Raw genomic sequence first — 26,662 nt, 5'->3', positions numbered from 1 at the left:
GCATCACGCAGCGCGCATCGGCCGCCCGCGCTTGACGAGCCGCCTCACCCAGGCAGGCCCCACGGGCCAGGCAGCCGGGGCGCGCGCTTCCCCTTCTTGCCCTGCGCCTGCATCGCGGCGATCCGCTTCATCAGGCGATGCGCCTCGTGGTACTGCTTGAGCACCTGGTTCACGTCGAACACGGTCACGCCGGCGCCGGCAGCGATGCGCTGGCGGCGGGAGCCGTTGATGATCTGCGGCTTGGCGCGCTCGGCCTTGGTCATCGCCGTGATGATGGCCTCCGTGCGCTTCAGGACGCCCTCGTCGACCTCGATGTCCTTAGGAAGCTTCGCCGCCCCAGGCAGCATCGACAGGACGTCTTTGAGCGGGCCCATCTTCTTGACGGAGCGCAGCTGGTCGAGGAAGTCGTCGAGCGTGAACTGGCCGGCCTTCAGCCGTTCTTCTGCCTTGCGCGCGGCCTCCTCGTCGAACGCCGCCTGGGCCTTGTCGATGAGGCCGACGACGTCGCCCATGCCGAGGATCCGCCGCGCCATCGCGTCCGGCCTGAACGGCTCGAGCGCGTCGAGGCGCTCTCCCGTGCTCGCGAAGACGATGGGCTTGCCGGTCACCGCCTTCACAGACAGCGCCGCGCCGCCTCGGGCGTCGCCGTCGAGCTTCGTGATGATGACACCGTCGAACGAGACGCGCTCAAGGAATGCAGACGCAGCGTTGACCGCGTCTTGACCGGTCATGGCGTCGACGACCATCAACACCGCATCCGGTGCCACGGCCCTCACGATGCGCGCGGCCTCGTCCATCATCTGTTCGTCGACGTGGAGCCGGCCTGCCGTGTCGATGATGACGACGTCGCGCAGACGGTCCTTCGCGACGCGGATCGACTCCTTCGCGATGTCCACCGGATCGGCGCCGTCGTGGCGGTGCACCGGCACCCCGATCTCGACGCCGAGCGTCTCGAGCTGGTCGGCCGCCGCAGGACGGTAGACGTCGCACGCGGCGAGCAACGGATGCCGGCCCTTCGACTTCAGGTGCAGCGCGAGTTTCGCGGCGGCGGTCGTCTTGCCCGAACCTTGCAGGCCGACAAGCACGATGATGTTCGGTACCCGGCCAGACAGCGCGAGCTCCGCGCGTGTTCCTCCGATGAGCGCGGTGAGCTCCTCTAGGACGATCTTCACAACCATCTGGCCCGGGGTGAGGCTCGTGAGCACGTCTGCGCCGACGGCACGTTCCCGAACGCGAGCCAAGAACTCCTTGACGACCTTGAAGTTGACGTCGGCTTCGAGCAGCGCGAGGCGCACCTCGCGAAGCGCGGCATCGACGTCCGCCTCCGTGAGTGCGCCGCGGTTCGTGAGGCGGCTGAAGATGGCGGTGAGCCGTTCTGTCAGGTTCTGGAACATGCGCGAACAGTCCTTCCGGTTCAGGCGGGGGCGCCGACGAGCGCCTGGGCGAACTCGCGCGCATCGAAGGCGTGCATGTCCTCGATGCTCTCCCCCACTCCGATACGGACGATCGGCACGCCGAGCTCGCGCGCGATCGCGACGACGATGCCGCCTTTGGCGGTGCCGTCGAGCTTCGTGAGCACGATGCCGTCCAGCCCGAGCGACGCGTGGAACTCGCGCGCTTGCTGCACGGCGTTCTGGCCTGTGGTCGCGTCCAGGACCAGCAGCGAGCGGACCGGGACGGTCGCGCGCTTGCGCACGACGCGGTCGACCTTCTTGAGCTCCTCCATGAGGTCCTTCGAGGTGTGGAGGCGACCGGCCGTGTCGACGATGACGAGGTCGGCGCCGGACTCGGCCCCGGCGGCAACGGCGTCGAAGGCGACCGATGCCGGGTCGGATCCGCGCTCGCGCTCGACGATACGGGCGCCGCTTCGCTCCGCCCAGATGCGGAGCTGCTCGATGGCCGCGGCCCGGTAGGTGTCGGCGGAGCCGATGACGACGCTATGCCCGGCGGCGCGCGCTTCTTCCGCGAGCTTCCCGGCCGTCGTCGTCTTGCCGCTTCCGTTCACGCCGACGAGCAAGACGACCGCCGGCAGGTCGTCGAGCGGGTCCGTCCCGGCAGGCGGGAACTCGCGCGCGATGAGCTCGACGAGCTCGGCGATAGCGTCGTTCGGCTCGCGGATCTTCTCTTTGCGGGCCGCGGCGCGCAGCTTCTCGACGAGCTCGGCAGACGCGAGCGCGCCGACGTCGGCGGCGATGAGCGCTTCTTCGACGCCTGCGAAGAACTCGTCGTCGAGCGCACGCGAACGCCCGATGGCGGACGAAAGCCGCAACTGCAGCGTCTCGCGGGTCCGGGAAAGTCCGCTCGAGAGCCGGTCGAACCACGCAGCGGTCATGCGGACACCTCCGCACGCGCGCCGCGCACGGCCTGCTCCAACTTCTGGCTGACGACCTTGCTCACGCCGTCTGCTTGCATCGAGACGCCGTACAGGACGTCTGCCATCTCCATCGTCCGGCGCTGGTGCGTGACGATGATGAACTGGGTGTGCGTGCGCATGCTGTCGATGAACGTGATGAACCGGCGAAGGTTCGAGTCGTCGAGCGCGACCTCGACCTCGTCCAAGATGTAGAACGGGCAGGGGCGCGTCCGGTACAGCGCGAACAGCAGTGCGAGCGCGGTCAGCGACTTCTCGCCGCCCGAGAGGAGCGACATCTTCTGGAGGCGCTTCCCTTTCGGTTGCGCTACGACCTCGACGCCGGTGTTCTCGGGATCGTCGGGATCGGTCAGCGAAAGCGACGCCGAGCCGCCGGGGAAAAGCACGGAGAACACGTCTTGGAAGTGCTTGTCCACAAGCTCGAAGGTCTCCAGGAAGCGGTCGCGCATCTTGCGGTCGATCGCAAAGACCACCTTCTGGAGGGCCTTGCGCGACGCCAAGAGGTCGTCGAGCTGGTTCGACAGGAACTCCCGCCTGCGCTTGAGGGCCTCGTACTCCTCGACGGCGACGGGGTTGACCGGGCCGAGGTCCGCCATGCGCTTACGGAGGCGGGCAGCGGCGTCTGCGGCGGCCGCGCGATCCGTCGGCGGCTCTGTCGTGAGCGCGACCTCGAGCGGGACGCCCATCTCTTCGACGATGCGCGAGGCAGCGGCCTTCACCTGCACCTCGAGCTGGGCCTTCTCGACCCGGACCTCTGCCGTGCGCTCTGAGAGCTCGTCGATCGCGGCCTGGGCGTCGCGCACCGCCTGCTGGGCCTCGTGGATGGTGGTCCTGAGCGACTCGGAGTCCGCTTGCTCGAAGCGTGCCCGGTCGCGCAAGCGCGCCGCCCAGTGCTCGGCACGTTCGAGCAGGAGCGTGTAGAGCTCGTGCAGGGGCTGGACGCGCTCGCGGAGGACCTCGAGCGCGGCCTCGGTCTGCCGTGACTGCTCGAGGAGGCGCTCCAGCTCCTCGAGCTCGGCGATGGTGGCGGAGTGCCGGCGTTTGAGGTGCACCTGGCGTTCGGAGACGGCGGCGATCTCGACCTGGCACTCAGACAGGCGTGTCGCGAGGTCCGATTCCTCGCGGAAGCGAGCGTCGCGCTCGTCCCGGCGCACCGCGGCGACGTCCTCGAGCTCCTCGATGCGTGCAAGTCCGCGCTCGATCGTCTCCTCGAGGTGGCGCTCGAGCGGACGGTCCTTGACGGTGCGCTCCTCGATCTGCCGGAGCCTCAGGTCGATGCGCGCACCTTCCGCGTCGATGTCGGCGATGTTCTGCTCGAGGCGGCCGATCTCCTCGCGGGCCGCTGTGGCGTCGGCCGTGAGCGTGGCGATGGCCTGGGTGAGCTCGAGCAGGTCCTGCTGGGCGGCAGAAAGCGCCTCTTCGGCCGTGACAAGGTCGGCCTCTGCCTCTCCCACCGCCGATTCCGCGGCCGCGACCTCGTCCGAGAGCTCGGCTATGCGCCGCTTGCGGCTCAAGACCTGCGCGTCCTGGCTCGCCTGCGGACCCGAGCAGACCTTGCCAGACGGCCAGACGATGATCCCGTCTTGCGTGGCGTAGCGGCACGCGGGGTGCGTGCGTGCAGCCGCGAGCGCCTCATCGGCGCTCTCTACCACGCGGATGTCGCCGAGGAGGGCCGCAAGCGCACCCCGGGCGCGCTCGTCGATGGTGCGGACGACGTCGATGAGCGGGACGCCGGGACCGTCCGGGCACGCGAGCGGCTCGACGTCGACGGGCACGAGCGAGTACTCCCCGATACCGTCGTGTGAGAGGCGCGCCACCAGAGAGCCGACCACGTCCCGGGAGCTCAGCGCCACCGCGAACATGTCGCTCGCGAGCGCGTGCTCCACGAGGCGCTCGAACTCCTCGGGGACGCTGATGAGGTCGGCGAGCGGTCCGAGGACCTCGGGCGTGCGGTGCTGCTCTTGCAGCAGCCACGCGAGGCCAGGAGACGCCGAGGTGAACGCGCGGTCGATCTCTTCGAGCGCCTTGAGCTCGGCGCGGACGTCGGACAGCCTCGCACGGCGAGCCTCGAGCTCTGCGCGCCTAGACTCCACGAGCCGCACCCGCTTGTCGACGTCGGACTCGGCGAGCACCGCCTCTTTGCGCGTGCGCTCCAACCGGGCCGCAAGCGCGTCGACCCGCTCGCGGCGGGCAGAGAGCGTCTGGGCGAGCGCCGAGCGCTGCTCTTTGAGGGCTGCGATGCGCTCCACGAGCATGTCGCGCTCGAGGGTGTACGCAGAGAGCGCTTGCTGGAGCTTCGCGAGCTCCGCACGCGCGTCGTCGACCTCCTTGCGGAGCCGGCGCTGCTCACCCAAGGCCGCAGACAGCGAGTCTTCCGCTGCGAGGCGCTCCTTCTTGGCGGCCTCGGCCTGCTTGCGGAGCTCGTTCAGCTGCGCGTACAAGGCCGCGAGGCGGGCATCGGTGACCGCGCGTTCCTCGGCGATCTGCTCGAGCTCTGCGGAGCGCGTCTTGAGCCGCGACTCGCTCACGTGGATCTTCTGGCGCAGCTCGGAGAGGCGCTCGACGAGGTTCTTGCCCTTCTCTTCGAGGAGGAGAAGCCCCGAGTTCAGCCGCTCGAGCACGGACTGCAGGCGTCGGCGCTGCTCGGACAGGTCGCCGACGAACAGACCTTTCTCCTCGAGGAGCGACTGGAACTTCTGCAGTTCGCGCTCCTTCTCGGCCAATCGGTACCGGGCAAGCTCGACTTCCGCGTCGTGCTCCCGCTCGCGCTTCTCCGCGGCGTCCCACTGCTGCTGGAGCTCTTTGAGCTCACCGACAGCGAGCGCGATCTCGATCTCGCGAAGCTTCTCGACGAGCTCGCGGTGCTCCGCCGCCTTCGACGCCTGCCGTTCGAGCGGCCTGAGCTGGCGGTCGATCTCCGCCAAGACGTCACGGATGCGGTCGACGTGGACGTCCATCGATACGAGCCTGCGCAAGGCGCGCTCTTTCCGTCGCTTGTGCTTGAGGACCCCGGCGGCTTCTTCGATGAGCGCGCGCCGGTCTTCCGGCTTGGAGTTCAGGACCTCGTCGAGACGGCCCTGGCTGATGATCGAGGGGGTGTCTTTCCCAAGGCCCGTGTCGTGCAAAAGCTCCTGGATGTCCATGAGCCGCACGGGCGACTGGTTGAGGAGGTACTCGCTCTCGCCGCTGCGGAACATCCGGCGCGTGATCGTGATCTCGCTGAACTCGAGCGGCAGCGTGCCGTCGCTGTTGTCGAGCACGAGGTCGACCTCGGCCACTCCCACCGGCTGACGCGCGGAGGAACCGGCGAAGATGACGTCTTCCATCGCGTTGCCGCGAAGCGATTTGGCGGACTGCTCGCCGAGGGCCCAGAGCACGGCGTCGGAGATGTTCGACTTCCCTGAGCCGTTGGGGCCGACGATGACGGCGACGCCAGGCTCGAGCGCCAGGCGTGTTCGGTCAGCGAACGACTTGAACCCTTTGAGCGTGATCGACTTGAGGTACAACGGACGCCTTCCGGTCCTCGCCGGCGACCCAGCGCCGGTCGGTTGCGCCAGGTAATGCTATCACAGCGCGAGACCTCAGCGGGGGTCTTCGGACCGTTCGAGCGCCTCGATGGCGCGTGACGCCGCGGCCTTCTCGGCCGCACGCTTGGAGGGGCCCTCGCCACGGCCGATGGCGCGGTCTCCCACGCTGACGTCCACGACGAAGCGCGGCGCGTGGGGCGGCCCGGACGACTCGACGACGTGGTAGCGAGGCAGGCCGAGGCCGCGGGCCTGGGTCATCTCCTGGAGTGCGGACTTCGGGTCTGCAGGAGGCGCTTCTTCGACAGACGCGATGTCGCCGAGCAGCCGCTCGACGACGACGCGCGCGGCGCGCAGGCCGCCGTCGAGGTAGACCGCGCCGATGACGGCCTCGACCACGTTCTCCAAGATGGAGTCCTTCACGCGGCCGGATCCTTGCTCGCCGTGCCCGAGCGCGATCGCGTGCTCAAGCCCTGCCTGGCGCGCAGCGGCGGCGAGACGCGTGCCGGACACTGCAGCGATCTTGCGGCGCGTGAGCTGACCTTCGGGTGCGTCAGGGAAAGTCTGGAACAGGTGCTCTGCCACGACGAGCCCCAGCACGGCATCGCCTAAGAACTCGAGGCGCTCGTAGTCGGAGGCAGACGGGTTCTCCGCGGCGTACGAGGGATGCGTGAGCGCGGCAGCCAAGAGCGCCGGCTCGGCGAACGAATGGCCGACCGTGCGCTGGACGTCGTCGAGGATGTCGCGAGGGACGCTCACGGCCGTGCGAACAGCAGGCACGCGTTGTGGCCACCGAAGCCGAAGGAGTTCGACAGCGCCGCATCGACGCGCATCTCTCGCGCCACGTTCGGGACGTAGTCGAGGTCGCACTCGGGGTCGGGCTGGTCGTAGTTGATGGTGGGCGGTACGACGCCGCGCCTGATGGCCTGGACGCACACGACGGCCTCAAGGGCCCCGGCGCCGCCCAGGAGGTGGCCCGTCATCGACTTCGTGGAGGAGACGGGCGGGGCATCAGCGCCGAACACGGCCTTGATGGCGCTCGTCTCGGCGATGTCGCCGAGCGGCGTGGACGTGCCGTGTGCGTTGATGTACGAGACGTCGCGTGGCGCCATCTGCGCCTGCGCGAGCGCTTCGGCCATCGCGCGCTTGGCGCCGCTCCCATCAGGCGCAGGCGCCGTCATGTGGTACGCGTCAGCGGTGGCGCCGTACCCGACGAGCTCGGCGAGTATGTCTGCGCCCCGTGCGACGGCCGAGTCCCACTCCTCGAGCACGAGGATGCCGCCGCCCTCACCCATGACGAAACCGTCACGGCCCGCGTCGAACGGACGCGACGCGCCGGCCGGGTCCTCGTTGCGGGTCGAGAGGGCGCGTGCTGCGCAGAAGCCGGCGAGCCCGAGCGGTGTCACACCGCAGTCGAAGCCGCCGCAGATCACCGCATCGGCGGCTCCTCGGCGGATCGCCTCGGCGGCCTCTCCGATGGCGTGGTTCCCGGTCGCACACGCGGATACCGGCGCGTAGTTGATGCCCTTCGCGCCGTGGCGGATAGAGATGTGGCCGGCCGCAAGGTCGACGATCATCATCGGCACGAGGAACGGGGTCACGCGCGATGGCCCGCGCTCGAGCAACACCGAGTGTTGCTCCTCGAGGGACTGCAGGCCGCCGACCCCGGATCCCACGATCACGCCGACGCGCTCACCGTTGTTTTCGTCGATTACCAGGCCGGACTGAGCGATGGCCTCGTCGGCCGCTGCGATCGCGAACTGCTGGAACCGCGACAGGCGGCGCGCCTCTTTCGGCTCGAGCCACGGCGAGGGGTCCCAGTCGTCGAGCGTCGCGGCGAACCGCGTGGTGTACGCCGAGGCGTCGAAGTGGGTGATGTGGTGGACGCCCGACTCGCCAGCGACGAGCCGGTCGTAGATGGCGTCGGCGCCGACGCCGAGCGCGCAGACCGCGCCGATCCCAGTGACGGCCACCCTGCGTGTCATTCGCGGCTCCTTCTCATTCGGCCGGGCTCTCGGCAAGCGTCGCCTCGCGCCACTCGTCGATGAGGCGAGCGATGAGCTCTTTCACGGTCGGGACGTCGTGGACGCGGGCGGCCGATGAACCCGCGAACACGAGGCCGTTCACCACGTCCCCCTGCTGCGCCTTCACCAGTTTGTCCATGATGCAGTAGTCGCGGTGGCACTCCTTCAGGCACGCGACGCAGCGCTCGATGCGCGGCACCTCGCCCCGCTCCAGGTTCTGCACGAAGGGGTTGCGGATCGCCCTGCCGGGCAGCCCGACGGGGCTCTTGACGATCACGATGTCAGAAGCGGTCGCGTTGACGTACATCTGCTTGAATGCTTCTGAAGCAGACGACTCGACCGTCGCGGCGAAGCGGCTGCCCATCTGCACGCCCGCCGCGCCAGCGTCCAAGACCCGCTTGATGTCTGCGCCGGTGACCACGCCGCCCGCCCCGATCACCGGGACGTCGACCGCCTCGAGGATCTCGGGGAGCAGGTCGAGTATGTACCGGTCCGTCCCGAGGTGACCGCCTGCCTCGTAGCCTTCGACGATGACGGCGGAGGCGCCGAACCGCTCGGCGAGCTTCGCGACTCGCGCGCTGCCGACGATCGGCACGATCTCCACGCCCGCGTCGTGGCACCACCCGAAGACGTCGCGCGAGAATCCTGCGCCTGCGATGACGATGTCGATGCCCTCGGCGATGGCGGTCTGGACGAGCTCCTTGAACTGCCGGACGGCGACCATGACGTTGACGGCAAGAACGCCGTCCGTCTCGGCCCTGGCGCGACGCACCTCCTGGGCGAGCTCCTCAGGGGTGAGTCCCGAGCCGGCGATGACCCCGATGCCGCCCTCGCGCGCCACCGCCGCAGCCAGCGGAGCGAGCGAGATGCGCACGGCCATGCCGCCTTGCACGATGGGAAGGCGAGCGGTTCTAGCTCCGATTGTGAGATGCGGCAGTTCCACGGGGCTCCTCGTACGATGCGCCCGCCCCGCCCGATCGCGTGACCGGGCGGGGCGGATGACAGCTAGGCGTTCGCGGCGATGTAGTCGACCGCGTCGCCGACGGTCTTGATGTTCTCCGCCTCCTCGTCGGGGATGGAGATGCCGAATTGCTCTTCGAGAGCCATGACGAGCTCGACGATGTCGAGCGAATCGGCTCCCAGGTCATCGACGAACGACGCTTCGAGCGTCACCTCGTCCTCGTTCACGTTCAGCTGATCGACGATGACGTCTTTGACCTTCAGGAAGATCTCCTCGTTGTCCACCAGTCCACCTCCTCTCCCCTGCCTTCGCGAATGATACCGGAGGAATCAGACGAAGGTCATCCCGCCGTCGACGGCGATGACCTGTCCCGTGATGTACTTCGCTGCGTCGGACGCCAGGAACGCCACGGCATCGGCGATATCTTCGGGCTCGCCGAACCGCTTGAGCGCGATCGAGGAAAGGGCCGCTTCTTTGACGCTCTCAGGCAGATCGGCCGTCATGTCAGTGGTGATGAATCCTGGCGCGACGGCGTTGACCCGCACGTTGCGCGGCGCGAGCTCCCGAGCGAGCGAGCGGGCAAGTCCGAGCAGGCCGGCCTTGGCAGCAGCGTAGTTCGCCTGGCCTGCGTTGCCCACCAGCCCGACGACGGAGGAGATCATGACGATCGAGCCAGAGCGCTGCCGCATCATGACCTTCGCGGCGGCCCGCGAGACGTAGAACGCGCCTGAGAGGTTGGTCCCGATGACAGCGGCCCAGTCCTCGTCAGACATCCTCACGGCGAGGCCATCGCGGGTGATGCCGGCGTTGTTGACGACGACGTCCAGACGGCCGTAGCGGTCGGCGACCTCCGCGACCATTCGCTCAGCGGCTGCCGGATCGGACACGTCGGCCACGAACACGCCGTGCGGAGCGCTGCTGCCTTCCGACGCGAGGCGTTCGATGACCGCCTGCGCGCCAGAAGCGTCGCCTCTCACGTTGAAGGCGACCGTTGCCCCCAGAGAACCCAGCCGATGCGCGATGGAAGCGCCGATGCCGCGGTTGGCTCCCGTGACGAGCGCCACCTGTCCTTCGAGCGAGATCATGAGAGGACCTCCTCTACTGCTCGAGCAACGCCTTCGGTCTCGGCCGCGAGGGCGTGGACGCCGTCGATGCGGCGCGCAAGCCCCGTGAGGACGGCGCCCGGTCCTGCCTCGACGAAGACCTCGGCGCCGAGGTCACGCAAGGCGAGCATCGTCTCGGTCCAGCGCACAGGGCGTGCGATCTGCGCGGCGAGGCGCTCGCGGATGGCTGCTGCATCGCGCGCAGGCTCGGGAACGGCGTTTTGGACCACCGGGTAGGCCGCATCGCGGAACGGAACGTCGCGGAGCACCTGAGCGAACGCGTCAGCCGCCTGCTGCATGAGCGGCGAGTGGAAGGCGCCTGACACGGCAAGCGGGACGATCCGGCGAGCGCCTGCGGCCGAGAGCTCGCGCACGGCGTCGTCGATGCCGGCGCGGGTACCGGAGATGACGACCTGTCCGGGGGCGTTGTCGTTGGCCACCCACACGCCGGGGATTCCGTCCACGGCGGCCCGGACGACGTCCCCCTCGAGCCCGAGGACGGCAGCCATCGCGCCGGGTCTCTCGGCCGCTGCGTCGGCCATGAGCCGGCTTCGCAGCACGACGAGCTCGAGCCCTGCTTCGACCGAGAAGCACCCAGCGACCGCGAGGGCCGCGAGCTCGCCGAGGCTGTGACCTGCGAGTGCGAGCGGCTCCAGGCCCTCCGAGAGCAAGGTGACGCCCCACGCCCAGTCAGCGAGGTAAAGCAGCGGCTGCGCGACGCGAGTGTCGGCCAACGCTGCCTCATCAGTTCCCGAGGCGAGTTCCTGCAGCGGCAGGTCTGCGAGCGCTTCTGCCGCATCGAGGAGACGATCGAGGTCGGCGACGTCCGGCAGGCGCTCGAGCATCCCGAGCCGCTGCGATCCCTGTCCAGGGAAGACGATGGCGCAGGTCCGTGGCATCACGCCTCCGGCAGTCGCCCGAGCGCGCGCATGACCTCTTCGGCCTGCGCGACCATCTCGGCCACGATCTCGGCGGCAGGCTGGATGCGCTTGACCATCGCGGCTGCCTGCCCCGCCATGACGCTGCCCATCGCGACGTCGCCCTGGCGCATCGCGAGCGCAAGCTTGCCGGTCCCGAGCGCTTCGAGCTCCTCTGGCTTGTTCTCGCGGTCGAGCTCTTCGAGCATGCGGGACAGCTTGTTCTTCAGCACCCGGACGGGATGGCCGGTAGACCTGCCGGTCACGACGGTGTCCCGATCTTTGGCGCGGAGGACCATCTCTTTCACCGCGGGATGGATCGTGCACTCGGTCGCGCACATGAAGCGGGTGCCGACTTGGACGGCCTCCGCGCCGAGAGCGAACGCGGCGGCCATGCCACGACCGTCTGCGATGCCGCCGGCTGCGATGACAGGCACGCTCACGGCGTCCACGAGCTGAGGCACGAGCACCATCGTGGTGAGTTCGCCGATGTGCCCGCCCGCCTCCATGCCCTCGCCGATGATGGCGTCAGCTCCGGCCGCCTCAAGACGCTTCGCGAGCGCCACGCTGGGTGCGATCGCGAGGACCTTGATGCCGCGGTCGTGCAGGTCGTCGATGTACTTCGCGGGGTTACCGGCACCGGTCGTCACCGCGGGAACGCCCTCTTCCAGGACCATCGCTACGATGTCGTCGATGTGCGGGGTGAGGAGCATGAGGTTCACGCCGAATGGCTTGTCGGTGAGCTTCTTGGCCGTGCGGATCTGCTCGCGCAGAAGGTCGGTCGGCATGTGACCGGCGCCGATGATACCGATGCCGCCTGCGTTGCTCACGGCCGCCGCGAGCTCGGCGGTCGAGGTCCACGCCATGCCGCCTTGGATGATGGGATGGTCGATGCCGAGAAGCTTCGTCACCCGGGTGCGTAGCGCCATCTAGCGAGCCTCCTTCGTCCACCTGAGAAGCGCAGAGCCCCACGTCAGCCCAGCGCCGAACCCCACGAGGCCCACGATGGAGCCAGGACGCAGGTTCCGGCCAGTATACAGGGCATCCAACGCGAGCGGTATGGACGCGGCCGACGTGTTGCCGGTTTTCGCGATGTTCGAGAACACGCGGTCGTGCGCAAGACCGAGCCGGTCAGCGATGGTATCGAGGATGCGCTGGTTGGCCTGGTGCGGCACGAGCCAGTCGAGGTCGCCGATAGACAGCCCAGAAAGCGCGAGCGCGCGGCGGACGGAGCCGGGGATCACGCGCACCGCGAACTTGAAGACCTCTTGCCCGTCCATCTTGATGAACTGCAGGCGGCTCGCAACGACCTCCTCTGACGCTGGCATCGCGGAGCCGCACCCGGGGATCTCGAGCACGTCTGCGCGCGTGCCGTCGGCGCCGAGGTCGATCCCCAAGACGCCCGGCTCGTCGCCCGCTTCGACCACCACGGCCCCCGCCCCATCGCCGAACAGGACACAGGTCGCGCGATCGGTGAAGTCCACATGGCGCGTGAGCGCATCAGCGCCGACGACGAGCACCCGCTTCGCGCGGCCTGACTCGATGGCGGTGGTGGCCGTGTGCAGCGCGTACACGAAGCTCGTGCAAGCGGCCATCGCGTCGAGCGCAGGGCACGAAGCGCCGATCTTGGCGGCCAGGAGGCACGCAGTGGAGGGGAAGATCTTGTCTGGGCTCGAGGTGCCGACGACGATGAGGTCGAGGTCGGCTGGCGAGAGCGACGCGTCCGCGAGCGCGCGGCGCGCGGCCTCGGCGCCCAAGTCCGAGGTGGCTTCAGCTGGGTGCGCGAGGCGGCGCTCACGGATGCCCGTCCGGGTGACGATCCACTCGTCGGTAGTCTCGACCATCGTCTCGAGGTCCTGGTTCGTGAGCACCGTCTCGGGGAGGTACGAACCGATGCCGGTGATGCGTGCGTGGGTCATGCGCGTCCTTCGTCCGGGGGTGGTGCGACAGTCTACCCGTTCACCAGGCGGTCACGCGAGCCCTGACGCGGCGATGTCGCGCGCGATCTCGTCCACGAGCCCGGAGCGCGCGGCGCGCGCAGACGCTGCGATTCCCGCCGCGATGGCCTCAGGGCCAGAAGACCCGTGGCCGATGAGGCACGGCCGGCTGATGCCGAGAAGCGGCGCGCCTCCGTACGCGTCGGGGTCGAGCCGGCGTTTCATGTCGCCGAGCGCTCCCTTGAGCACTGCGGCAGCGGCGGTTCGGAGCGGCGAGGACGTCATCGCCGCTTTGATCTCAGCGAACAGGACGGCGGAGAGCCCTTCCATGACCTTCAGCGTGACGTTGCCGGTGAAGCCGTCTGTGACGACCACGTCCACCGACCCCTTCGGGACGTCGCGCCCTTCCACGTTGCCGACGAAGCCGGGGACGTGCTCGGCCAGCATCGCGTGCGCCGCCTGAGCGAGCGCCGACCCCTTCGTCGGCTCCTCCCCGATGTTGAGCAGTCCAACGGTGGGCGCGGTTGCACCGAGCATCGCGCGCGCGTACGCGGCCCCCATGAGCCCGAACTGCACGAGGTGCTCCGGCTTGCAGTCCGCGTTAGCACCGATGTCGAGCAGCACCACGGGTCGCGAAGGTGTCGGGATCACGGCTGCGATGGCCGGACGCGACACGCCCGGCGCCCTCCCGATGACGAGCGTGGCGGCGGCCATGCACGCGCCCGTGCTTCCGGCGGAGAAGAACGCGTCCGCGGCGCCGTCGCGCACGAGGCGGCACCCCACGACGATCGACGAGTCCGGCTTCTGCCGGACGGCCTTCGCGGGATGCTCGTCCATGGCGATGGTCTGCGAAGCGACCATGGGCGTGACGCGGTCGTGCTCGTTCGCGAAGGGGATGACGACCTCCTCCGGCCCCACGAGAGCGACCGCGATCGCTGGATCGTCCGCCAACGCTGCCACGACGCCCGGCAACACGACGTCAGGCGCCCGATCGCCTCCCATGGCGTCGACAGCGATCGTGAGGGAGGTGGTTCCCATGCCGTCCCTTCCAGTCAGTCCTGTGGGATGCCGCATGCGGCGAGCATCCGGTCGACGTCGACCGATGCGATGAAGATGCGGTGCATTGTATCAACCTTCGCAGCGTCATGCAGGCGGGTGTGGCCGAACAGCCCCTCGAGACGCTCGACGGCGGTCAGCGTGTCGTGCTCGACCATCACCATCGGCACGCCGAGCTCCTCTGCACGCGACATGACGATGGACGACGGCGGCATGTTGCCGGTGAGCACGATGCAGCGGGTGCTCGTCTCGAGCGCAGCGAGTTGCACGTCGGAGCGGTCACCGCCGGTGACGACGGCCTTGTTCGCCTTGCGCCGGAAGAACCGCAGCGCCTTCTCCTGTCCCATCGCTCCCACCATGAAGGTTTCGACGGGAAGGTCGAGGGAGTCGTGGGCCGTGAGAACCGTGCCGCCGAGCTCGTCAGCTATCTCCTGCACGGTGACCGACGACAAGAGCGGGTCGAACGGGACAGCGCCGAATACCGGCACGCCGACTGACGAGAGGAACGGCGTCGTCCTGCGCGCGATGAAGTCGGCGGTGTGCTCTAGGACCGCGTTGAAGATGACGCCAGCAAGCCTGTCGCCGAGCCTGCTCCGCTCGCAGACGATGGCGTCCGGCAAGTCCGCCATGCCGCTCGGGCGGTCGATCAGGACCACTTTGGCCTCGAGCATTTCGGCCACCTCGGGCGCAGACACGCCGATCGAGCTGCCTTGCGAGAGGTCCCATGGGGCCTCGACGACGAGAACGTCGTGACCGCTGCCGCAGACCTGCGCTGCCCGCACGACGGTCGGCTTTACGTCGTCGAGGCGATGCGCCAAGACGTCCTCGACGAGCGCCTGGGTCCTCACGACCGGGCAGACGGCCTCGATGGGGGCGGGCGACGGCAGCGTGGAGTTGATGTACGCGGCGTCCTTGTCGGTGAGGACGCCGCCCACTTCTACGGGCATGGTGCCGTACGGCTTGAAGTACCCGACGCGCACACCACGGGCGACGAGCTCCCGGATGAGCGACAACGCGACGCCGCTCTTGCCCGAGTAGGCCGCTGTCGAAGCGATGATGATGGGGCGCATGGTCTCACTCTCCGATCCCGATACGGACATCTGCGGCGACCGCTCCCTCGCCTTTGGGCAAGACGATGAGCGGATTGATGTCGAGCTCCGCGATCTCCGGGAAATCGCGTGCCAGCGCGGCGACGCGCACGATGGTGTCAGCGATCGCTTCGACGTCTGCGGGTGCCTGGCCCCGCGCGCCTTTCAGAAGCGGATACGCGTGGATCTCGGCGATCATCTCGGCAGCGTCGCGATGGCTTACCGGACAGAGGCGGAACGAGACGTCATGCAGCACCTCGACGTAGATCCCGCCGAGGCCGAACATGAGCACGTGACCGAAAGTGGGATCGCGCGTGAGTCCGACGATGGTCTCGGCGCCCTTCGGGATCTGCTGCTGGACGGTCACGCCCCAGATGCGGGCTTCTGGCATGCGCGTCCGTGCGCTCAGAAGCACGCGCTCGTACGCCGCGCGAAGACCGTCAGACCCGGTGACGCCGGTGATGATGCCGCCGATGTCGGACTTGTGAAGGATGTCCGGGCTTGCGATCTTCACCACCACGGGGTACCCGACCTTCTCAGCAAGGGCGATCGCTTCGTCCAAGTCGCGCGCGACGCCGCCTTGCGGGACCCGGATACCGTAGGCGTCGGCGATCCGCGTCGCTGAGATCTCCGTGATGAACCGGCGCTGAGCGGCTCGAGCGTGGTCCATCGCAGCGCGGACGACGTCACGGTCGCCCTCGACGGGCGGCGCATCGGCAGGGGCGGAAGTCTCAGCGTCCAGGCGGGTCATCATCGCGCGCAGGGCCTGCACCGCCCGCTCGGGGTACGGGTAGTTGGGCACGCCGCGCTCGCGGAGGGCGCGGATGCCCTGAGCGACGCGCTCGCCGCCCATGAACGACGCGAGGGTGCACAAACCCCGCTTCGAGGCGACGTCGGCGACAGCAGAAGCGACGCCCTCGGCGTCTGTCATGGCTTGCGGGGTGAGGACGGCGAGGACGGCACCGACGCTCGCGTCGTCGGCCACTGCGTCGAGGGTCGTCGCGTACCGTTCCGGCGGCGCGTCTCCGAGGACGTCGACCGGGTTGTACACGCTTGCTGCAGCTGGAAGCGCAGCGCGCAGGCGGCGGGTCGTCGTGTCCTCCAGCGTCGCCAGTCCAAGCCCGATGCGTTCGGCCGCGTCCGTAGCGAGGATCGCTGGGCCTCCTGCGTTGGTGACGATGCACACGGTGCGCGCCCGCGGCAACGGTTGCGTCGCGAACGCCGCTGCAAGGTCGAACAGCTCTTCGGCGCTGTGGACCTGGATGGCGCCTGCTTTGCGGAGCGCGGCCTCGTACACGTGCTTGGATCCGGCAAGGCTGCCGGTGTGGGACGAGACCGCCCGGGCGCCCGCATCGGACAGGCCGGACTTCAGGACGACCAGGGGCTTGGCGCGCGTGACCGCTCGGGCGGCATCCACGAACCGGCTGCCGTCGCGCACGGCCTCGATGTACGCGACGACCACGGCGACGGACGGGTCGTCGGCCCACGCGAAGAAGAGGTCCGCCTCGTCGACGTCCGCCTTGTTGCCGAGCGAGACGAAGTGAGAGAGACCGAGGCCTTGGCATGCGGCCTGGTCCAGGAGCGCAGTGCCGAGAGCGCCGGACTGCGAGACGAACGCGACGTTGCCCGCTGGCGGCATCGTCGGAGCGAACGACGCGTTCAGTCGCGAGCCGGGGACGATGACGCCGAGGCAGTTCGGGCCTATCAGGCGGATGCCGACGTCGCGCGCTGCTGCCGACACCGAGCGCTCCAGCGCTGCGCCCTCAGGACCGGCCTCCTTGAACCCGGCGGAAATGACGATAACAGCGGGGACTCCCATCTCCCCGCATCGTCGTACCAGTGGCTCGACGGCCGCTGCCGGCACGACGATGACCGCAAGATCCGGCGTCTCGGGCAGCGAATCGACTGATGGGAAACACGGAAGGTCGGCGATGGTGTCGGCCTTCGGGTTCACCGGGTAGAGCGCGCCTGGAAAACCGCCGGCGATGAGGTTGTCCAGCACTGTGCGTCCGACGGCACGAGGGTCGCGGGACGCTCCGATCACTGCTACCGAGCGCGGTGCGAAGACCGGTTCGAGCACGTGTGCTGCACCCCCGGAAGCAGGACGGCGCCGAAACGGCGCCGTCGTCCTACTCGGTCTCCACGATCTCCTTGCCGTCGTAGTACCCGCACTCAGGGCACACGCGGTGCGGCAGCTTGGGCTGGTGGCACTGCGGGCACAGCGAGCGTGCGGGGGCTTCGATTGTGTGGGAGGAGCGCCGGTGGTTGGTGGCCGAGCGGCCCTTCTTCCTCTTCGGGACTGGCATCGTCGTGCTCCCTTCTATCGCCACGAGGGCATTCGTCCGGAAAGATCGGTTCAAGGCGCGACGCCGAATGATAGCACAGCGGCGTCGCGGCGTCGCAACCTCAATCGTCCTCGGTGTCGAAGATGTCCTTCAACGCGGCGAAGGGCGAATCGGCGGGCGCGTCGTCGCACGTGCACGCCTCTGGTGGCTGTCCGCAGCGTGGGCAGGGAGCGCTGCAGCCGGAGGCGTGGACCGGCGCGAACGGGAACTCGACGATGAGCGCAGAGCGGACGGCAGGCAGCACATCGACCGTGGTGCCCTCGATGAACTCGTACTCTTGCTCCTCGGGAAGCTCGTCCTCTGTGCCGTGCGGCACGTAGAACCCCTCGATGGTGCCGTGGACCGGAAGGTCGAGATCGCCAAGGCAACGGACGCACGTCGTGCGCACGGTGGCATCCACGCTCCCCTCAGCAAGGACCGCGGTGCCCACGAACGTGAGCGTGACGTCGACGTGGACAGGGCCCTCAGGCACGAACTCGCTCGGACCGACGTCGATCGCGTCGAACGGGACGTCCAGCTCCTTGCGGACGCTCTCCGAAGTCGCGTGCAAGATGTCGGTCACATCGAGCAGGATCCCCGTCGGAACGGGATCAGCCACGCTGCCCGACCTTTCCCTGCAACCGGTCGCGGCCGCGCTGCACGGCCGTCAAGAGCTTGCCGAGGTTCACTTCGAGGTTGGCGAGCATCTCGTCGGCGTAGTCCTCGGCGCCGAGCCGGATCTCACGCTCCTTGGCCCGCGCATTGTCGAGGATCTCGGCCGCCTGCTGCTCTGCCAGCTTCACGATCTCCTGCTCGCTCGCGATGGCCGCAGCACGCTCGCGTGCTTCCTCGAGGATGCGGTTGGCTTCCTTCTCGGCCTCCTCAAGCATCTCCTGACGCTCCTTGACGATCCAGCGCGCCTGCTTGAGCTCGTCAGGGAAGTTCGCTCGGATCTCGTCGATGATCTCGTAGATCTTTTCCGGATCCACGAGCCGCTTCGTGGAAAAAGGCAAGCTCCGACCTTCCTCGAGGATCTCCTCGATCCGATCGATCAGCGCCAAGATGTCCATCACAACCTCCCTATCGGGGCCGCTTCAACCGCTCGGCGAGCGCTGCGCACACCTCGTCGGGCACAAGGCCACGCACGTCGCCTCCGTGCTTCGCGATCTCCTTCACCGCAGACGAGCTCAGGTATGCATACTCCGGGATCGACATGATGAACATCGTCTCGATGTCCGGGTCGAGCCGGTAGTTGAGCTGTGCCATCTGGAACTCGCGTTCAAAGTCCGTGACCGCGCGCAGCCCCTTGATGATGACGTGCGCATCGAGCCTCTGCGCGAGGTCAACCAGAAGTGTATCAAAAGGTTCGACGGAGACGTTGGGCAGATGTCTGGTCGCGTTGCGGATGAATGCGCAGCGCTCGTCCAGGCCGAAGAGCGGGCCGGAGCCCTTGTCCGCGCTCAGCGCCACGGCGACGACCAATTCGTCGAACAGGCCAGCGGCTCGCTCGATGATGTCGAGGTGGCCGTTCGTGACTGGATCGAAGGTCCCCGGGCACAACGCGCGCTTCATTCGTCGACGCTCCCCTTCCACCTGGCGATCGAAAGCCGTGTCGAACCGTACGCCTTCTCGACGGTCTCGTCGAACCCGCGCGGCCATTCGACCTCGTTGGCAGTGCTGAGCTCGTAGGCCACGACCGCCCCGGTCACGAGGCGCCCGCGTGCGCCGAGCGCGAGCACGGCCTGGACCACCTCGCGCGGTTCGATTCTATAGGGAGGGTCTGCCAAGAGCAATGAGAACGGACGCGCGGCCAGGCGGGCCGGCAACGAACGAAGCGCGTCGGCCCTCAGCACCGTCGTTCTGTCCGACAATCCGAGGGACGCGAGGTTCTGGCGGATGAGCGCCACGGCCCGCTCGTCGGAATCGACGAAGGTCGCGTGTGCGGCTCCACGCGAGAGCGCCTCGATGCCGAGCGCGCCCGTGCCTGCGAAGAGGTCGAGCACGACGGCGCCGTCCACGCCGCCGTAGCGCGCCTCCAGGATCGAGAAGAGCGCCTCGCGCACGCGATCGGACGTGGGCCGCGTGTCTCTGCCCCTGGGCGCGGCGATCCGACGGCCGCGCAGCTGACCGCCGACGACCCTCATCCGCTGTCTACCACCGTTCGTCCTGTCTGGAGCGCGCGGAGGCGGGCCCTCAGCAAAGCGTGCTCGGGGCTCGCCAGAGTTGGGTCAGCGTCGACTGATGCGCGGGCGTCCTCGCGTGCGAGAGCGAGCAGGTCCTCTTGGCCGGCGAACGAGGCGATCTTGAACGGAGGCAGGCCGCTTTGCCGCACCCCGGCGATGTCGCCCTCGCCGCGCAAGCGGAGATCGGCCTCCGCGAGCGCGAAGCCGTCCGAGGTCTCGGCGATGGCCTGCATGCGGCGACGCCCTTCTTCGGTCCGCGGGTCGGCGAAGACGAGGAACTCCCCAGGGTGCTCGCCACGCCCGATGCGGCCGCGCAGCTGATGGAGCTGCGCGAGGCCGTAGCGCTCGCCGTTCTCGACGATCATGACCGTCGCATTGGGGACGTCGACGCCCACTTCGACCACCGTGGTGGAGACGAGCACGTCGATCTTCCCTGCGCGGAAGTCCTCCATGACTGCCCGCTTCTCTGCTGGCCGCATCCGGCCCGTCAGCAGGCCGACGCGGAGGTCGGGGAATACGCTCGTCTGCAAGCGGTGCGCTTCGCGTGTCGCGGCGCGGGCCTCGGCGGAGTCCGACTCCTCCACGAGCGCGCAGATCACGTACGCCTGCCTGCCCGCGCGGACGGCGCTGCGTACGCGCTCGTACGCGTCGGCGCGTCCGGTCCGCGGGACGATGCGGGTGACGACGTGGCCCGGCCCGCGCGAGCCGGGGCGGGTCGTGAGGTAGGACGCGTCGAGATCGCCGTAGAGCGTGAGCGCCAGACTCCGGGGTATGGGGGTGGCCGTCATGACGAGGAGATCGGGCGTCACGGCGCCGCCTTTGCCGCGCAGACCGAGCCGCTGCTCGACGCCGAAGCGGTGCTGCTCGTCCACGACGACGAGCGTGAGGCGAGAGAAACGTACGTCGCGCTGGATGAGCGCATGGGTGCCGAACACAACGGCAAGCTCGCCCGAGGCGGCCTGCGCAAGGATCCGCGACCGTTCTGCTCGAGGCGTCGAGCCGGTGAGCAGGGCCCACGGGACGCCTGCCTTTTCGAGAAGCGGCCCGAGCGCGCGCGTGTACTGCTCTGCCAGAACCTCTGTCGGCGCCATCATGGCCGCTTGGGCGTGCGTGTCCGCGGCTGCGGCGAGCGCGAAGGCGGCAACGACGGTCTTCCCGCTTCCGACGTCGCCGAGCAGCAGCCGGTTCATCGGCCGCGCCGCAGCCATGTCGGCCAGGATCTCGGACACAGCGCGCTCCTGGTCGTCCGTCAGCGGGAACGGGAGCGCACGCCGAAGCGCTTCGACGCGTGCGCCGTCGACGGTGTGGGCGACCGCTGTCGTCGACGCGAGCCGTGCGTGGCGTCGCGTGGCCACCACGAGCTGCAGGTCGAAGTGCTCCTGGTAGGCGAGGCGTCGTCGGGCCACCTCGATGTCTTCCGACGAACGCGGCAGATGGATGGCACGGACGGCCCACTTCAACGGAGGAAGGTCCCGACGCGCACGGAGTCCGGAGGGCAGCGGATCGGGCACGTGCGCGAACTCCAAGACGGCGGATTCCACGATGCGCCTGAGCCAGTTCGTCGACAGGCCCTCGGTGGTGCGGTACACGGGAAGGATGCGTCCGAGCACGACCGGCGTGCCCGCGGCGCCGAGGCGCTCCAAGAACGGGTTCTTCATCTGCTTGAGCCCGTAGTCGAGCTCCATCGTCCCGGCCATGGCGACGCGGTCCCCGACCTCGTAGCGTTGGGCGATGTAGGGCTGGTTGAACCACACGCCGACGACGACACCGGTGTCGTCTGCGACGGCGATCTCGGTGACGGACAGGCGCGGGCGGGGCTGCTTCACCCGCACGTCCGCCACGGTGCCCACGATGGTCGCCTCGCTTCCGAGGGGGGCCTCGCGGACAGGGCGGACCGCGCTCAGGTCGAGATACCGGAACGGATAGTGCGTGAGGAGGTCGCCGATCGTGTGGATGCCGAGACGGCCGAGCGCCTCAGCGCGACGCGCGTCCACGTTGCGCACTACGGTGACAGGCGAGTCCCACGTCTCGGCACAGCGCGGATCGCTCGCCGTGATGCGCGAGACGAGCGCTTCTGGCATCACGGCTCCGGATAGTACACGGCTCCGACGGCGCCGGGTCCGGCGTACGTGCCGATCACCGCGCCGACGCGCCCGGTCAACACGAGCTCGTAGCGCGCGCCGGCGGCGTCCAGGGCGGATCCGAGCTCGCGGGCCAGGTCCTCGGAGGTGGAGTGGAACAACGCCAGGCGCACCGGCCTCGACGCTGAGTCCTTGGCGACTTCAGCGGCGATCTCCGCGATTGCGGCCTTCGTGCCGCGGACCTTCTTGAACGGCTCGATGATGCCGTCTTTGTTGAAGGTCAAGACCGGCTTGATGTTGAGAAGGTTCGCTGCCAGCGCCTGGGCCTTGCCAGCACGACCGCCCTTGACCAGGTACTCGAGGGTGCCGAGCGCGAAGAGCAGCCGCTGCGTCTCGACGACGTGACGGGCGGCCGCCTCCACGGCATCGGCATCGCCGCCCTTGTCTCGTTCCGAGACGGCGGCCATGACGGCAAGAGCCGTCCCAGCGGTGACGATCTTCGTGTCGATGACGCGGACAGGGACGCGCGAGGTCGCCGCAGCAAGCGTCGCGGACTCGATCGTGCCGGAAAGCGCGGACGAAAGGTGGATGGAGACGATCTCGTCCGCTCCCCTTTCTGCGAGCGCTTCGTAGACTGCGGCGAACTCCGCAGGCGACGGCTGCGAGGTCTTGGGAAGCTCGGGCGCCGCCGCGAGCATCTCGAAGAACGTGTCCGGGTCGAGGTCGATCCAGTCCAGGTACGTGCGGTCCCCGAAAAGCACCTTCAGGGGGACCATCGTGACGTCGTGCTCGGCGAGCCACCGTGGGCCCAGGTCGCACGTGCTGTCGCTAACGATGCCGACCTTCATTCCCCTCACCCCTCGCTTCGCGGGATCACTCCAGACCGATGATCAGCGGGTAGAGCGGCTGTCCTCCTCGATGCGCGTCCACCTCCAGGTGCGGGAGCTCTCGGGACACCTCGTCGACGAGGTCGGCAAGCTCCTCGTCTGAGAAGTCCTCGCCGGCGAGCACCGTGAGCGTCTCCCGTCCATCGGAGAGCTTCTTGATGAGCTCGAGCGCCACCGTCTTGACGTCTTCGCCGACGACCACGATCTCGTGATCCGCGATGCCGATCACCTGGCCTTGCTTGATGTCGCCGACCGGGCTCTTGGCGTCCTTCACGGCCGTGGTGACCTCGCCAGTGACGACGGCGTTCGCGGCCTCGGACATGGCCTCTACGTTCTCGTCGAGGGTGGCGTGCGGGTCGAACGCGAGGAGGGCCGCGAAGCACTCAGGAACCGAGGTCGTCGGCACCACCGCGATCCGCTTGTCTGACAGCGCGATGGCCTGCTGTGCAGCCATGACGATGTTCTTGTTGTTCGGGAGGACGATCACGGCGTCGGCACCCACCTCTGCGGCAGCGTTCACGAGTTCGGCGGTGGAGGGGTTCATCGTCTGGCCGCCGTTCACGACCCTGTCCACGCCGAGAGACCGGAGGATCTCTGCGACGCCGTCACCGGAAGCGACGGCCACGAAACCGACGGGTTTGGAAGGAGACGACGGTTCCGACGCGGCTCCTGCGCCGAGTTTCTGCGAGCGCTCAGCTGTCTGCCGCCGCATGTTGTTGATGTGCACCTCGGAGACTTCGCCGAGCGATGTCGCCCAGCTCAACACGTCGCCAGGACGGTCGGTGTGGACGTGGATCTTGTAGGTGTCGCGGTCGCCGACGACGAGCTCGGAGCCTCCGACGTTCGAGACCCACTCTTCGAGGAATGCTTTGTCCGCGTCGGCGCCGTGGAGCAAGAACTCCGTGCAGTAGAGGTACTCCTGGTCGTCCCAGTCGTCGACCGGCGTGACGGTGAGCTCGCCAGTCGCGAGCGCGATGTCCCGCTCGCTGAACTCGTGACCTTCGAGGGCTGCAACGAAGCCCTCAGCGAGGATCGCCAGCCCGAAGCCGCCTGCGTCAACGACGCCGTGCTCCTTGAGGACAGGCAGAAGGTCCGGGCCTCTGCGCACCGACTCGAAGGCGGCGCGCACGGCGGCATCCAGCACCTCGTCGATGTCTGCTGCGGCGGCGAGCGCAGCGGCGGCAGCGTCGTGCATGTCCTTGAGCACGGTGAGCATCGTGCCCTCGACGGGCTTGCGCACCGCCTGGAACGAGACCTCCACAGACCGTTTGAGCGCCGAAACGACGAGGTTCGCGTCGATCGTGGAGGCCTGGGCGATGACTTCGCACAGCCCGCGGAGCATCTGGCTCAAGATGACGCCCGAGTTCCCGCGCGCACCCATGAGCGAACCGTGCGTGACGGCCTTGCACACGTCGGCGAGCGACGGGAACGGCGGGAGCGCGTCGAGCTCGGCGATCACCGCCTGCATCGTGAGGCTCATGTTCGTGCCGGTGTCGCCGTCCGGCACCGGGAACACATTCAGGCGGTTGATCTCCTCTTTGCGCTCTTCGAGGGCGGCTGCCGCAGATCGGACGAGATCGCCGGCGAGGGGGGTTTCAGCAGTCTGCGTCATGTTCGATAGAACCGTCACTTCCTGACTTTGATGCCCTGCACGTGCACGTGCACGTCTGCCACGTCGACGTCAGCGTCGTGCGTGAGGGCGTACCGTACGCGATCGACGAGGTTCTTGGAGACTTCTGCAAGGTTGGTGCCGTGCTCAGCGACGATGTACAGGTCGACCTTCACGCTGTGGTCGTCCACGTTCGTGATGACGACGCCCTTGCGCAGCTTGTCGCGGGACAGCAACTGTGCGACGCCGTCGCGCAGCGTGGGGCTCGCCATGCCCACGACGCCGTAGCACTCGAGCGCAACGTACCCCGCGATGTCGGCGAGCACGTCGTTCGCGATGGTGACTTCTCCGCGCACGTGAGGGGCAGCCACTGGAATACCTCCTCGTCCGGCCGGCCTGACGGGCGATCAGACGCGGACAGGCCGCGTCGCAGGGTTAGTATACAGAACCCCGCCGTTGCGGACACGTTCTCCGGTGGTCGGGTGCTTGATGGCGGTCATCTGCAGTGGTAACCTATGCCCGCTTTGGCCATGACCGCGTCCGAGGACGCGCATCAGTTGCACGGAAGGACGGCTGGACACCATGTCCCAGGTTTGCATCGTGTGCGGCAAGAAGCCGACCGCTGGCCGGAACGTCAGCCACTCGCACCGCGTCACCAAGCGCGTGGTGTATCCGAACATCCAGAAGGTCACCATCGTGGTCGACGGCGTTGCCAAGAAGGCGAACGTCTGCACGAAGTGCTTGAAGGCCGGCAAGGTCCAAAGGGGCTGATCCGCACGGCATCGACGCCCGCGCGTCGATCCGATCGCGTCGACTAGCGCGCTTCCCGACGGGGGGCGCGCTCTTCGTTTCCCCTGACGACGCGCTCGAGCGCTTCCACCACTTGCGGGTCGAACTGCGTCCCTGCCTTGTCGCGCATCTCCGCGAGCGCTTGCGCGACGCTCATCGCAGGGCGGTACGGCCTGTCAGACGTCATGGCGACGAACGCGTCCGCGGCCGCAAGCACGCGTGCGCCGAGCGGGATCTCCTCGCCCTTCATCCCGTCGAGGTACCCGCTCCCGTCGTACCGCTCGTGGTGGTGGTAGATGATCGGCACTGCCTCGCTCAGCGCAGGCAGATCGGCAAGCATCTCCGCAGCGATACGAGGGTGGGCCTTCAGAAGACCGCGCTCCAGGGTGGTGAGCGTCCGGTCGATCGAGCGCAGATCGGCGCCGGTGGCGAGCATGCCCAGGTCGTGCAGGAGCGCCGCGACGTGGAGCGCGTCTGACTCGTTGTCGCTCATGCCGATCTCACGTGCGATGGAAAGCGCGTATTCGAGAACGAGTTCGGAGCCGCCTTGTGCGTTCGGGTCCTTCGTCTCCAGTGCACGCACGAGGGCAGCGAGCGACTCGAAGAACAGCTGGCGGGTGCGCTCCGCGACCTGCGCGTTCCTGAGCGCGATGGCCGCCTGGCGCCCGATGATCTCCACGGTCTTGAGATGGGACTCCGTGAGGCGAGCGAGGAATGACTTCGTGCCGACGTTGAGCACGCCCACGACGTCGTCGCCGTCCGCAAGAGGAACGCTCACGGCGGAGCGCACGCCGTGCCTGAGCGCTCGCGCGGGCCGTTCGGGCAGGTCCTCGACGAGCAGAGGCTGCCGGGTCGCGTACACCCAGCCCGCTATCCCCTCTCCCGGCAGGAGCGTGGCGTCCAGGGCCGACGTCGGCAGGCCGACCGCACGCACGATCCGCAAGACGCCGTCGCGCTCGTCGAAGAGCATCACGCTGCCAGTGGCCGCGCCGACGAGGGCCATCGCCTTGTCGAGCGCGGTGGTGATGACGTCGTCCGGATCCAGCAGCCGGCTCATCTCGCGAGCGACGGCGAGCACGGCGTCCGCTTCCTGCGCTTCAGTTCGCGCGATGTGAACCGTCAGCGCTGCTGCGCAGTTCGGCAGGAACGGAGTGACGACCTCCTGGAGAGCCGCTGACGACGGCGCACCGTCGCTCGCGACGTCGAGAGCGAGGACGCCGCCGGCCGAGTCTGCGCGTTCCAGGGGGACCGCGAAGCGCCACACCACGGCGTCGCGCTCGTGGGTCCGGATCCGCGCGAGCTCGCCGAGCGATGCGCGCAACTCGCGCGCGGCGGCTCCCAGGGTCGGGTCTTCGAGAGGCACGGGCCGCTCGGCAGGCCGCATGGTTCCAGCGGAGGCGATGGGTCGGAGCGTGGCGCTCGGCGGGTCGAGGAGCCACAGGTGCGCAGCGACAGCATCGAGCCCGCGATCGGAGGCGGCGTCAAGAAGCGCGCTTACAAGCGGCGTCGGCTCGACGGTGGACGGCACGCGGATCGCTGGCGCCGGTGCGACGGTCTTGATGGCCAGCGCAGGCGCTTCTTCAGGCGCGCGCGAATCGCCCGACGCAGAAGCGCGAAGCCGGCGTGACGCCATCCACGCGAAGGCGCAGAACGCGACCAGCGCGACAACGCCTGCTGCCCGCGAACCGGTCACGACGGCAAGCGCGCCGAGCGCGACGACTATGACGGCGTACGCTGCCAAGCATCCCTCCCCGCACGGATCCATGCCGTGACGGTGGCGAATCGATGCACCACCGTCCCAGGGTATC

General features: G+C 68.5%; 25 protein-coding genes. 1 reads left to right on the top strand and 24 read right to left on the bottom strand.

Features of this window, described 5'->3' with window-relative positions; translation table 11 throughout:
- Positions 1–44: 44 nt before the first annotated feature.
- The 23 genes from ffh to MX659_RS08150 form a co-directional block, all read right to left on the bottom strand.
- Positions 45–1,394 (bottom strand): signal recognition particle protein, encoded by a 1,350-nt coding sequence (ffh, locus tag MX659_RS08260; protein WP_267193015.1) that lies wholly within the window; start codon positions 1,392–1,394, stop codon positions 45–47.
- Between the two features lie 20 nt (positions 1,395–1,414).
- Positions 1,415–2,332, bottom strand: coding sequence for a signal recognition particle-docking protein FtsY (ftsY, locus tag MX659_RS08255; RefSeq protein ID WP_267193014.1), 918 nt, complete (start codon positions 2,330–2,332; stop codon positions 1,415–1,417).
- Complete coding sequence (gene smc, locus MX659_RS08250) at positions 2,329–5,877, bottom strand: chromosome segregation protein SMC (protein WP_267193013.1); 3,549 nt, start codon at positions 5,875–5,877, stop codon at positions 2,329–2,331. The genes ftsY and smc overlap by 4 nt, the downstream gene beginning before the upstream one ends.
- 75 nt (positions 5,878–5,952) lie before the next feature.
- On the bottom strand, positions 5,953–6,675 hold the full coding sequence (gene rnc / locus MX659_RS08245; protein WP_267193012.1) for a ribonuclease III: 723 nt from the start codon (positions 6,673–6,675) through the stop codon (positions 5,953–5,955).
- Positions 6,651–7,880 carry a beta-ketoacyl-ACP synthase II gene (fabF, locus tag MX659_RS08240; RefSeq protein WP_267193011.1) on the bottom strand — a complete coding sequence of 410 codons (1,230 nt, stop codon included), beginning with the start codon at positions 7,878–7,880 and terminating at the stop codon, positions 6,651–6,653. The genes rnc and fabF overlap by 25 nt, the downstream gene beginning before the upstream one ends.
- A 13-nt stretch (positions 7,881–7,893) precedes the next feature.
- On the bottom strand, positions 7,894–8,862 hold the full coding sequence (locus MX659_RS08235) for an NAD(P)H-dependent flavin oxidoreductase (RefSeq protein ID WP_267193010.1): 969 nt from the start codon (positions 8,860–8,862) through the stop codon (positions 7,894–7,896).
- Between the two features lie 62 nt (positions 8,863–8,924).
- The gene (gene acpP / locus MX659_RS08230; RefSeq protein WP_267193114.1) at positions 8,925–9,167 is read right to left on the bottom strand and encodes an acyl carrier protein; all 243 of its coding nucleotides are present in this window, start codon (positions 9,165–9,167) and stop codon (positions 8,925–8,927) included.
- A gap of 42 nt (positions 9,168–9,209) precedes the next feature.
- Positions 9,210–9,965 carry a 3-oxoacyl-[acyl-carrier-protein] reductase gene (gene fabG / locus MX659_RS08225; RefSeq protein ID WP_267193009.1) on the bottom strand — a complete coding sequence of 252 codons (756 nt, stop codon included), beginning with the start codon at positions 9,963–9,965 and terminating at the stop codon, positions 9,210–9,212.
- A complete protein-coding gene (gene fabD, locus MX659_RS08220) occupies positions 9,962–10,882 on the bottom strand; it encodes an ACP S-malonyltransferase (protein WP_267193008.1) in 921 nt (306 codons plus the stop codon). Before fabD ends, fabG begins: the two co-directional genes overlap by 4 nt.
- A complete protein-coding gene (gene fabK / locus MX659_RS08215; protein ID WP_267193007.1) occupies positions 10,882–11,829 on the bottom strand; it encodes an enoyl-[acyl-carrier-protein] reductase FabK in 948 nt (315 codons plus the stop codon). Before fabK ends, fabD begins: the two co-directional genes overlap by 1 nt.
- On the bottom strand, positions 11,830–12,819 hold the full coding sequence (locus MX659_RS08210; protein WP_267193006.1) for a beta-ketoacyl-ACP synthase III: 990 nt from the start codon (positions 12,817–12,819) through the stop codon (positions 11,830–11,832).
- A 51-nt stretch (positions 12,820–12,870) separates the two neighbouring features.
- Complete coding sequence (gene plsX / locus MX659_RS08205) at positions 12,871–13,875, bottom strand: phosphate acyltransferase PlsX (RefSeq protein ID WP_267193005.1); 1,005 nt, start codon at positions 13,873–13,875, stop codon at positions 12,871–12,873.
- Positions 13,876–13,889: 14 nt separating this feature from the next.
- The gene (locus MX659_RS08200; RefSeq protein WP_267193004.1) at positions 13,890–14,963 is read right to left on the bottom strand and encodes a phosphotransacetylase family protein; all 1,074 of its coding nucleotides are present in this window, start codon (positions 14,961–14,963) and stop codon (positions 13,890–13,892) included.
- Positions 14,964–14,967: 4 nt separating this feature from the next.
- Positions 14,968–17,061: an acetate--CoA ligase family protein gene (locus MX659_RS08195; RefSeq protein ID WP_267193003.1), complete on the bottom strand. Its 2,094-nt coding sequence runs from the start codon at positions 17,059–17,061 to the stop codon at positions 14,968–14,970.
- Positions 17,062–17,110: 49 nt separating this feature from the next.
- Positions 17,111–17,287 carry a 50S ribosomal protein L32 gene (rpmF, locus tag MX659_RS08190; RefSeq protein WP_267193002.1) on the bottom strand — a complete coding sequence of 59 codons (177 nt, stop codon included), beginning with the start codon at positions 17,285–17,287 and terminating at the stop codon, positions 17,111–17,113.
- A gap of 100 nt (positions 17,288–17,387) precedes the next feature.
- A complete protein-coding gene (locus tag MX659_RS08185; protein WP_267193001.1) occupies positions 17,388–17,924 on the bottom strand; it encodes a YceD family protein in 537 nt (178 codons plus the stop codon).
- On the bottom strand, positions 17,917–18,375 hold the full coding sequence (locus tag MX659_RS08180) for an ATPase (protein ID WP_267193000.1): 459 nt from the start codon (positions 18,373–18,375) through the stop codon (positions 17,917–17,919). Before MX659_RS08180 ends, MX659_RS08185 begins: the two co-directional genes overlap by 8 nt.
- Positions 18,376–18,385: 10 nt before the next feature.
- Entirely contained in the window at positions 18,386–18,877 is a 492-nt protein-coding gene (coaD, locus tag MX659_RS08175; protein ID WP_267192999.1) for a pantetheine-phosphate adenylyltransferase, read from the bottom strand.
- Positions 18,874–19,449 (bottom strand): 16S rRNA (guanine(966)-N(2))-methyltransferase RsmD, encoded by a 576-nt coding sequence (rsmD, locus tag MX659_RS08170; RefSeq protein WP_267192998.1) that lies wholly within the window; start codon positions 19,447–19,449, stop codon positions 18,874–18,876. The genes coaD and rsmD overlap by 4 nt, the downstream gene beginning before the upstream one ends.
- The gene (recG, locus tag MX659_RS08165; RefSeq protein WP_267192997.1) at positions 19,446–21,569 is read right to left on the bottom strand and encodes an ATP-dependent DNA helicase RecG; all 2,124 of its coding nucleotides are present in this window, start codon (positions 21,567–21,569) and stop codon (positions 19,446–19,448) included. The genes rsmD and recG overlap by 4 nt, the downstream gene beginning before the upstream one ends.
- Positions 21,569–22,417 carry a DegV family protein gene (locus MX659_RS08160; protein ID WP_267192996.1) on the bottom strand — a complete coding sequence of 283 codons (849 nt, stop codon included), beginning with the start codon at positions 22,415–22,417 and terminating at the stop codon, positions 21,569–21,571. The genes recG and MX659_RS08160 overlap by 1 nt, the downstream gene beginning before the upstream one ends.
- 25 nt (positions 22,418–22,442) lie before the next feature.
- Positions 22,443–24,068 (bottom strand): DAK2 domain-containing protein, encoded by a 1,626-nt coding sequence (locus MX659_RS08155; RefSeq protein WP_267192995.1) that lies wholly within the window; start codon positions 24,066–24,068, stop codon positions 22,443–22,445.
- Between the two features lie 14 nt (positions 24,069–24,082).
- Positions 24,083–24,436 (bottom strand): Asp23/Gls24 family envelope stress response protein, encoded by a 354-nt coding sequence (locus tag MX659_RS08150; RefSeq protein ID WP_267192994.1) that lies wholly within the window; start codon positions 24,434–24,436, stop codon positions 24,083–24,085.
- Between the two features lie 211 nt (positions 24,437–24,647).
- Between MX659_RS08150 and rpmB the strand changes: the two genes are divergently transcribed.
- Positions 24,648–24,836 (top strand): 50S ribosomal protein L28, encoded by a 189-nt coding sequence (rpmB, locus tag MX659_RS08145; protein WP_267192993.1) that lies wholly within the window; start codon positions 24,648–24,650, stop codon positions 24,834–24,836.
- A 43-nt stretch (positions 24,837–24,879) separates the two neighbouring features.
- On the opposite strand, the gene MX659_RS08140 is transcribed toward rpmB, so the two are convergent.
- Positions 24,880–26,595 (bottom strand): HD-GYP domain-containing protein, encoded by a 1,716-nt coding sequence (locus MX659_RS08140; RefSeq protein WP_267192992.1) that lies wholly within the window; start codon positions 26,593–26,595, stop codon positions 24,880–24,882.
- Between the last annotated feature and the right edge of the window lie 67 nt (positions 26,596–26,662).

The sequence above is a fragment of the Parvivirga hydrogeniphila genome, from assembly GCF_023371205.1.
GTDB lineage: Bacteria > Actinomycetota > Coriobacteriia > Anaerosomatales > Anaerosomataceae > Parvivirga > Parvivirga hydrogeniphila.
This window is presented reverse-complemented; position numbering and strand designations above follow the sequence as displayed.

Coding starts and splice junctions, on each gene's coding strand:
- coaD (WP_267192999.1), bottom strand. CDS start 18,877: ATGAAGCGCGCGTTGTGCCCGGGGACCTTCGATCCAGTCACGAACGGC.
- fabD (WP_267193008.1), bottom strand. CDS start 10,882: ATGCCACGGACCTGCGCCATCGTCTTCCCTGGACAGGGATCGCAGCGG.
- MX659_RS08180 (WP_267193000.1), bottom strand. CDS start 18,375: ATGGACATCTTGGCGCTGATCGATCGGATCGAGGAGATCCTCGAGGAA.
- plsX (WP_267193005.1), bottom strand. CDS start 13,875: ATGGGAACCACCTCCCTCACGATCGCTGTCGACGCCATGGGAGGCGAT.
- recG (WP_267192997.1), bottom strand. CDS start 21,569: ATGCCAGAAGCGCTCGTCTCGCGCATCACGGCGAGCGATCCGCGCTGT.
- MX659_RS08155 (WP_267192995.1), bottom strand. CDS start 24,068: ATGACGCAGACTGCTGAAACCCCCCTCGCCGGCGATCTCGTCCGATCT.
- rpmB (WP_267192993.1), top strand. CDS start 24,648: ATGTCCCAGGTTTGCATCGTGTGCGGCAAGAAGCCGACCGCTGGCCGG.
- MX659_RS08210 (WP_267193006.1), bottom strand. CDS start 12,819: ATGACCCACGCACGCATCACCGGCATCGGTTCGTACCTCCCCGAGACG.
- ftsY (WP_267193014.1), bottom strand. CDS start 2,332: ATGACCGCTGCGTGGTTCGACCGGCTCTCGAGCGGACTTTCCCGGACC.
- MX659_RS08160 (WP_267192996.1), bottom strand. CDS start 22,417: ATGAAGGTCGGCATCGTTAGCGACAGCACGTGCGACCTGGGCCCACGG.
- rsmD (WP_267192998.1), bottom strand. CDS start 19,449: ATGAGGGTCGTCGGCGGTCAGCTGCGCGGCCGTCGGATCGCCGCGCCC.
- fabF (WP_267193011.1), bottom strand. CDS start 7,880: ATGACACGCAGGGTGGCCGTCACTGGGATCGGCGCGGTCTGCGCGCTC.
- fabK (WP_267193007.1), bottom strand. CDS start 11,829: ATGGCGCTACGCACCCGGGTGACGAAGCTTCTCGGCATCGACCATCCC.
- MX659_RS08200 (WP_267193004.1), bottom strand. CDS start 14,963: ATGCGCCCCATCATCATCGCTTCGACAGCGGCCTACTCGGGCAAGAGC.
- fabG (WP_267193009.1), bottom strand. CDS start 9,965: ATGATCTCGCTCGAAGGACAGGTGGCGCTCGTCACGGGAGCCAACCGC.
- rpmF (WP_267193002.1), bottom strand. CDS start 17,287: ATGCCAGTCCCGAAGAGGAAGAAGGGCCGCTCGGCCACCAACCACCGG.
- ffh (WP_267193015.1), bottom strand. CDS start 1,394: ATGTTCCAGAACCTGACAGAACGGCTCACCGCCATCTTCAGCCGCCTC.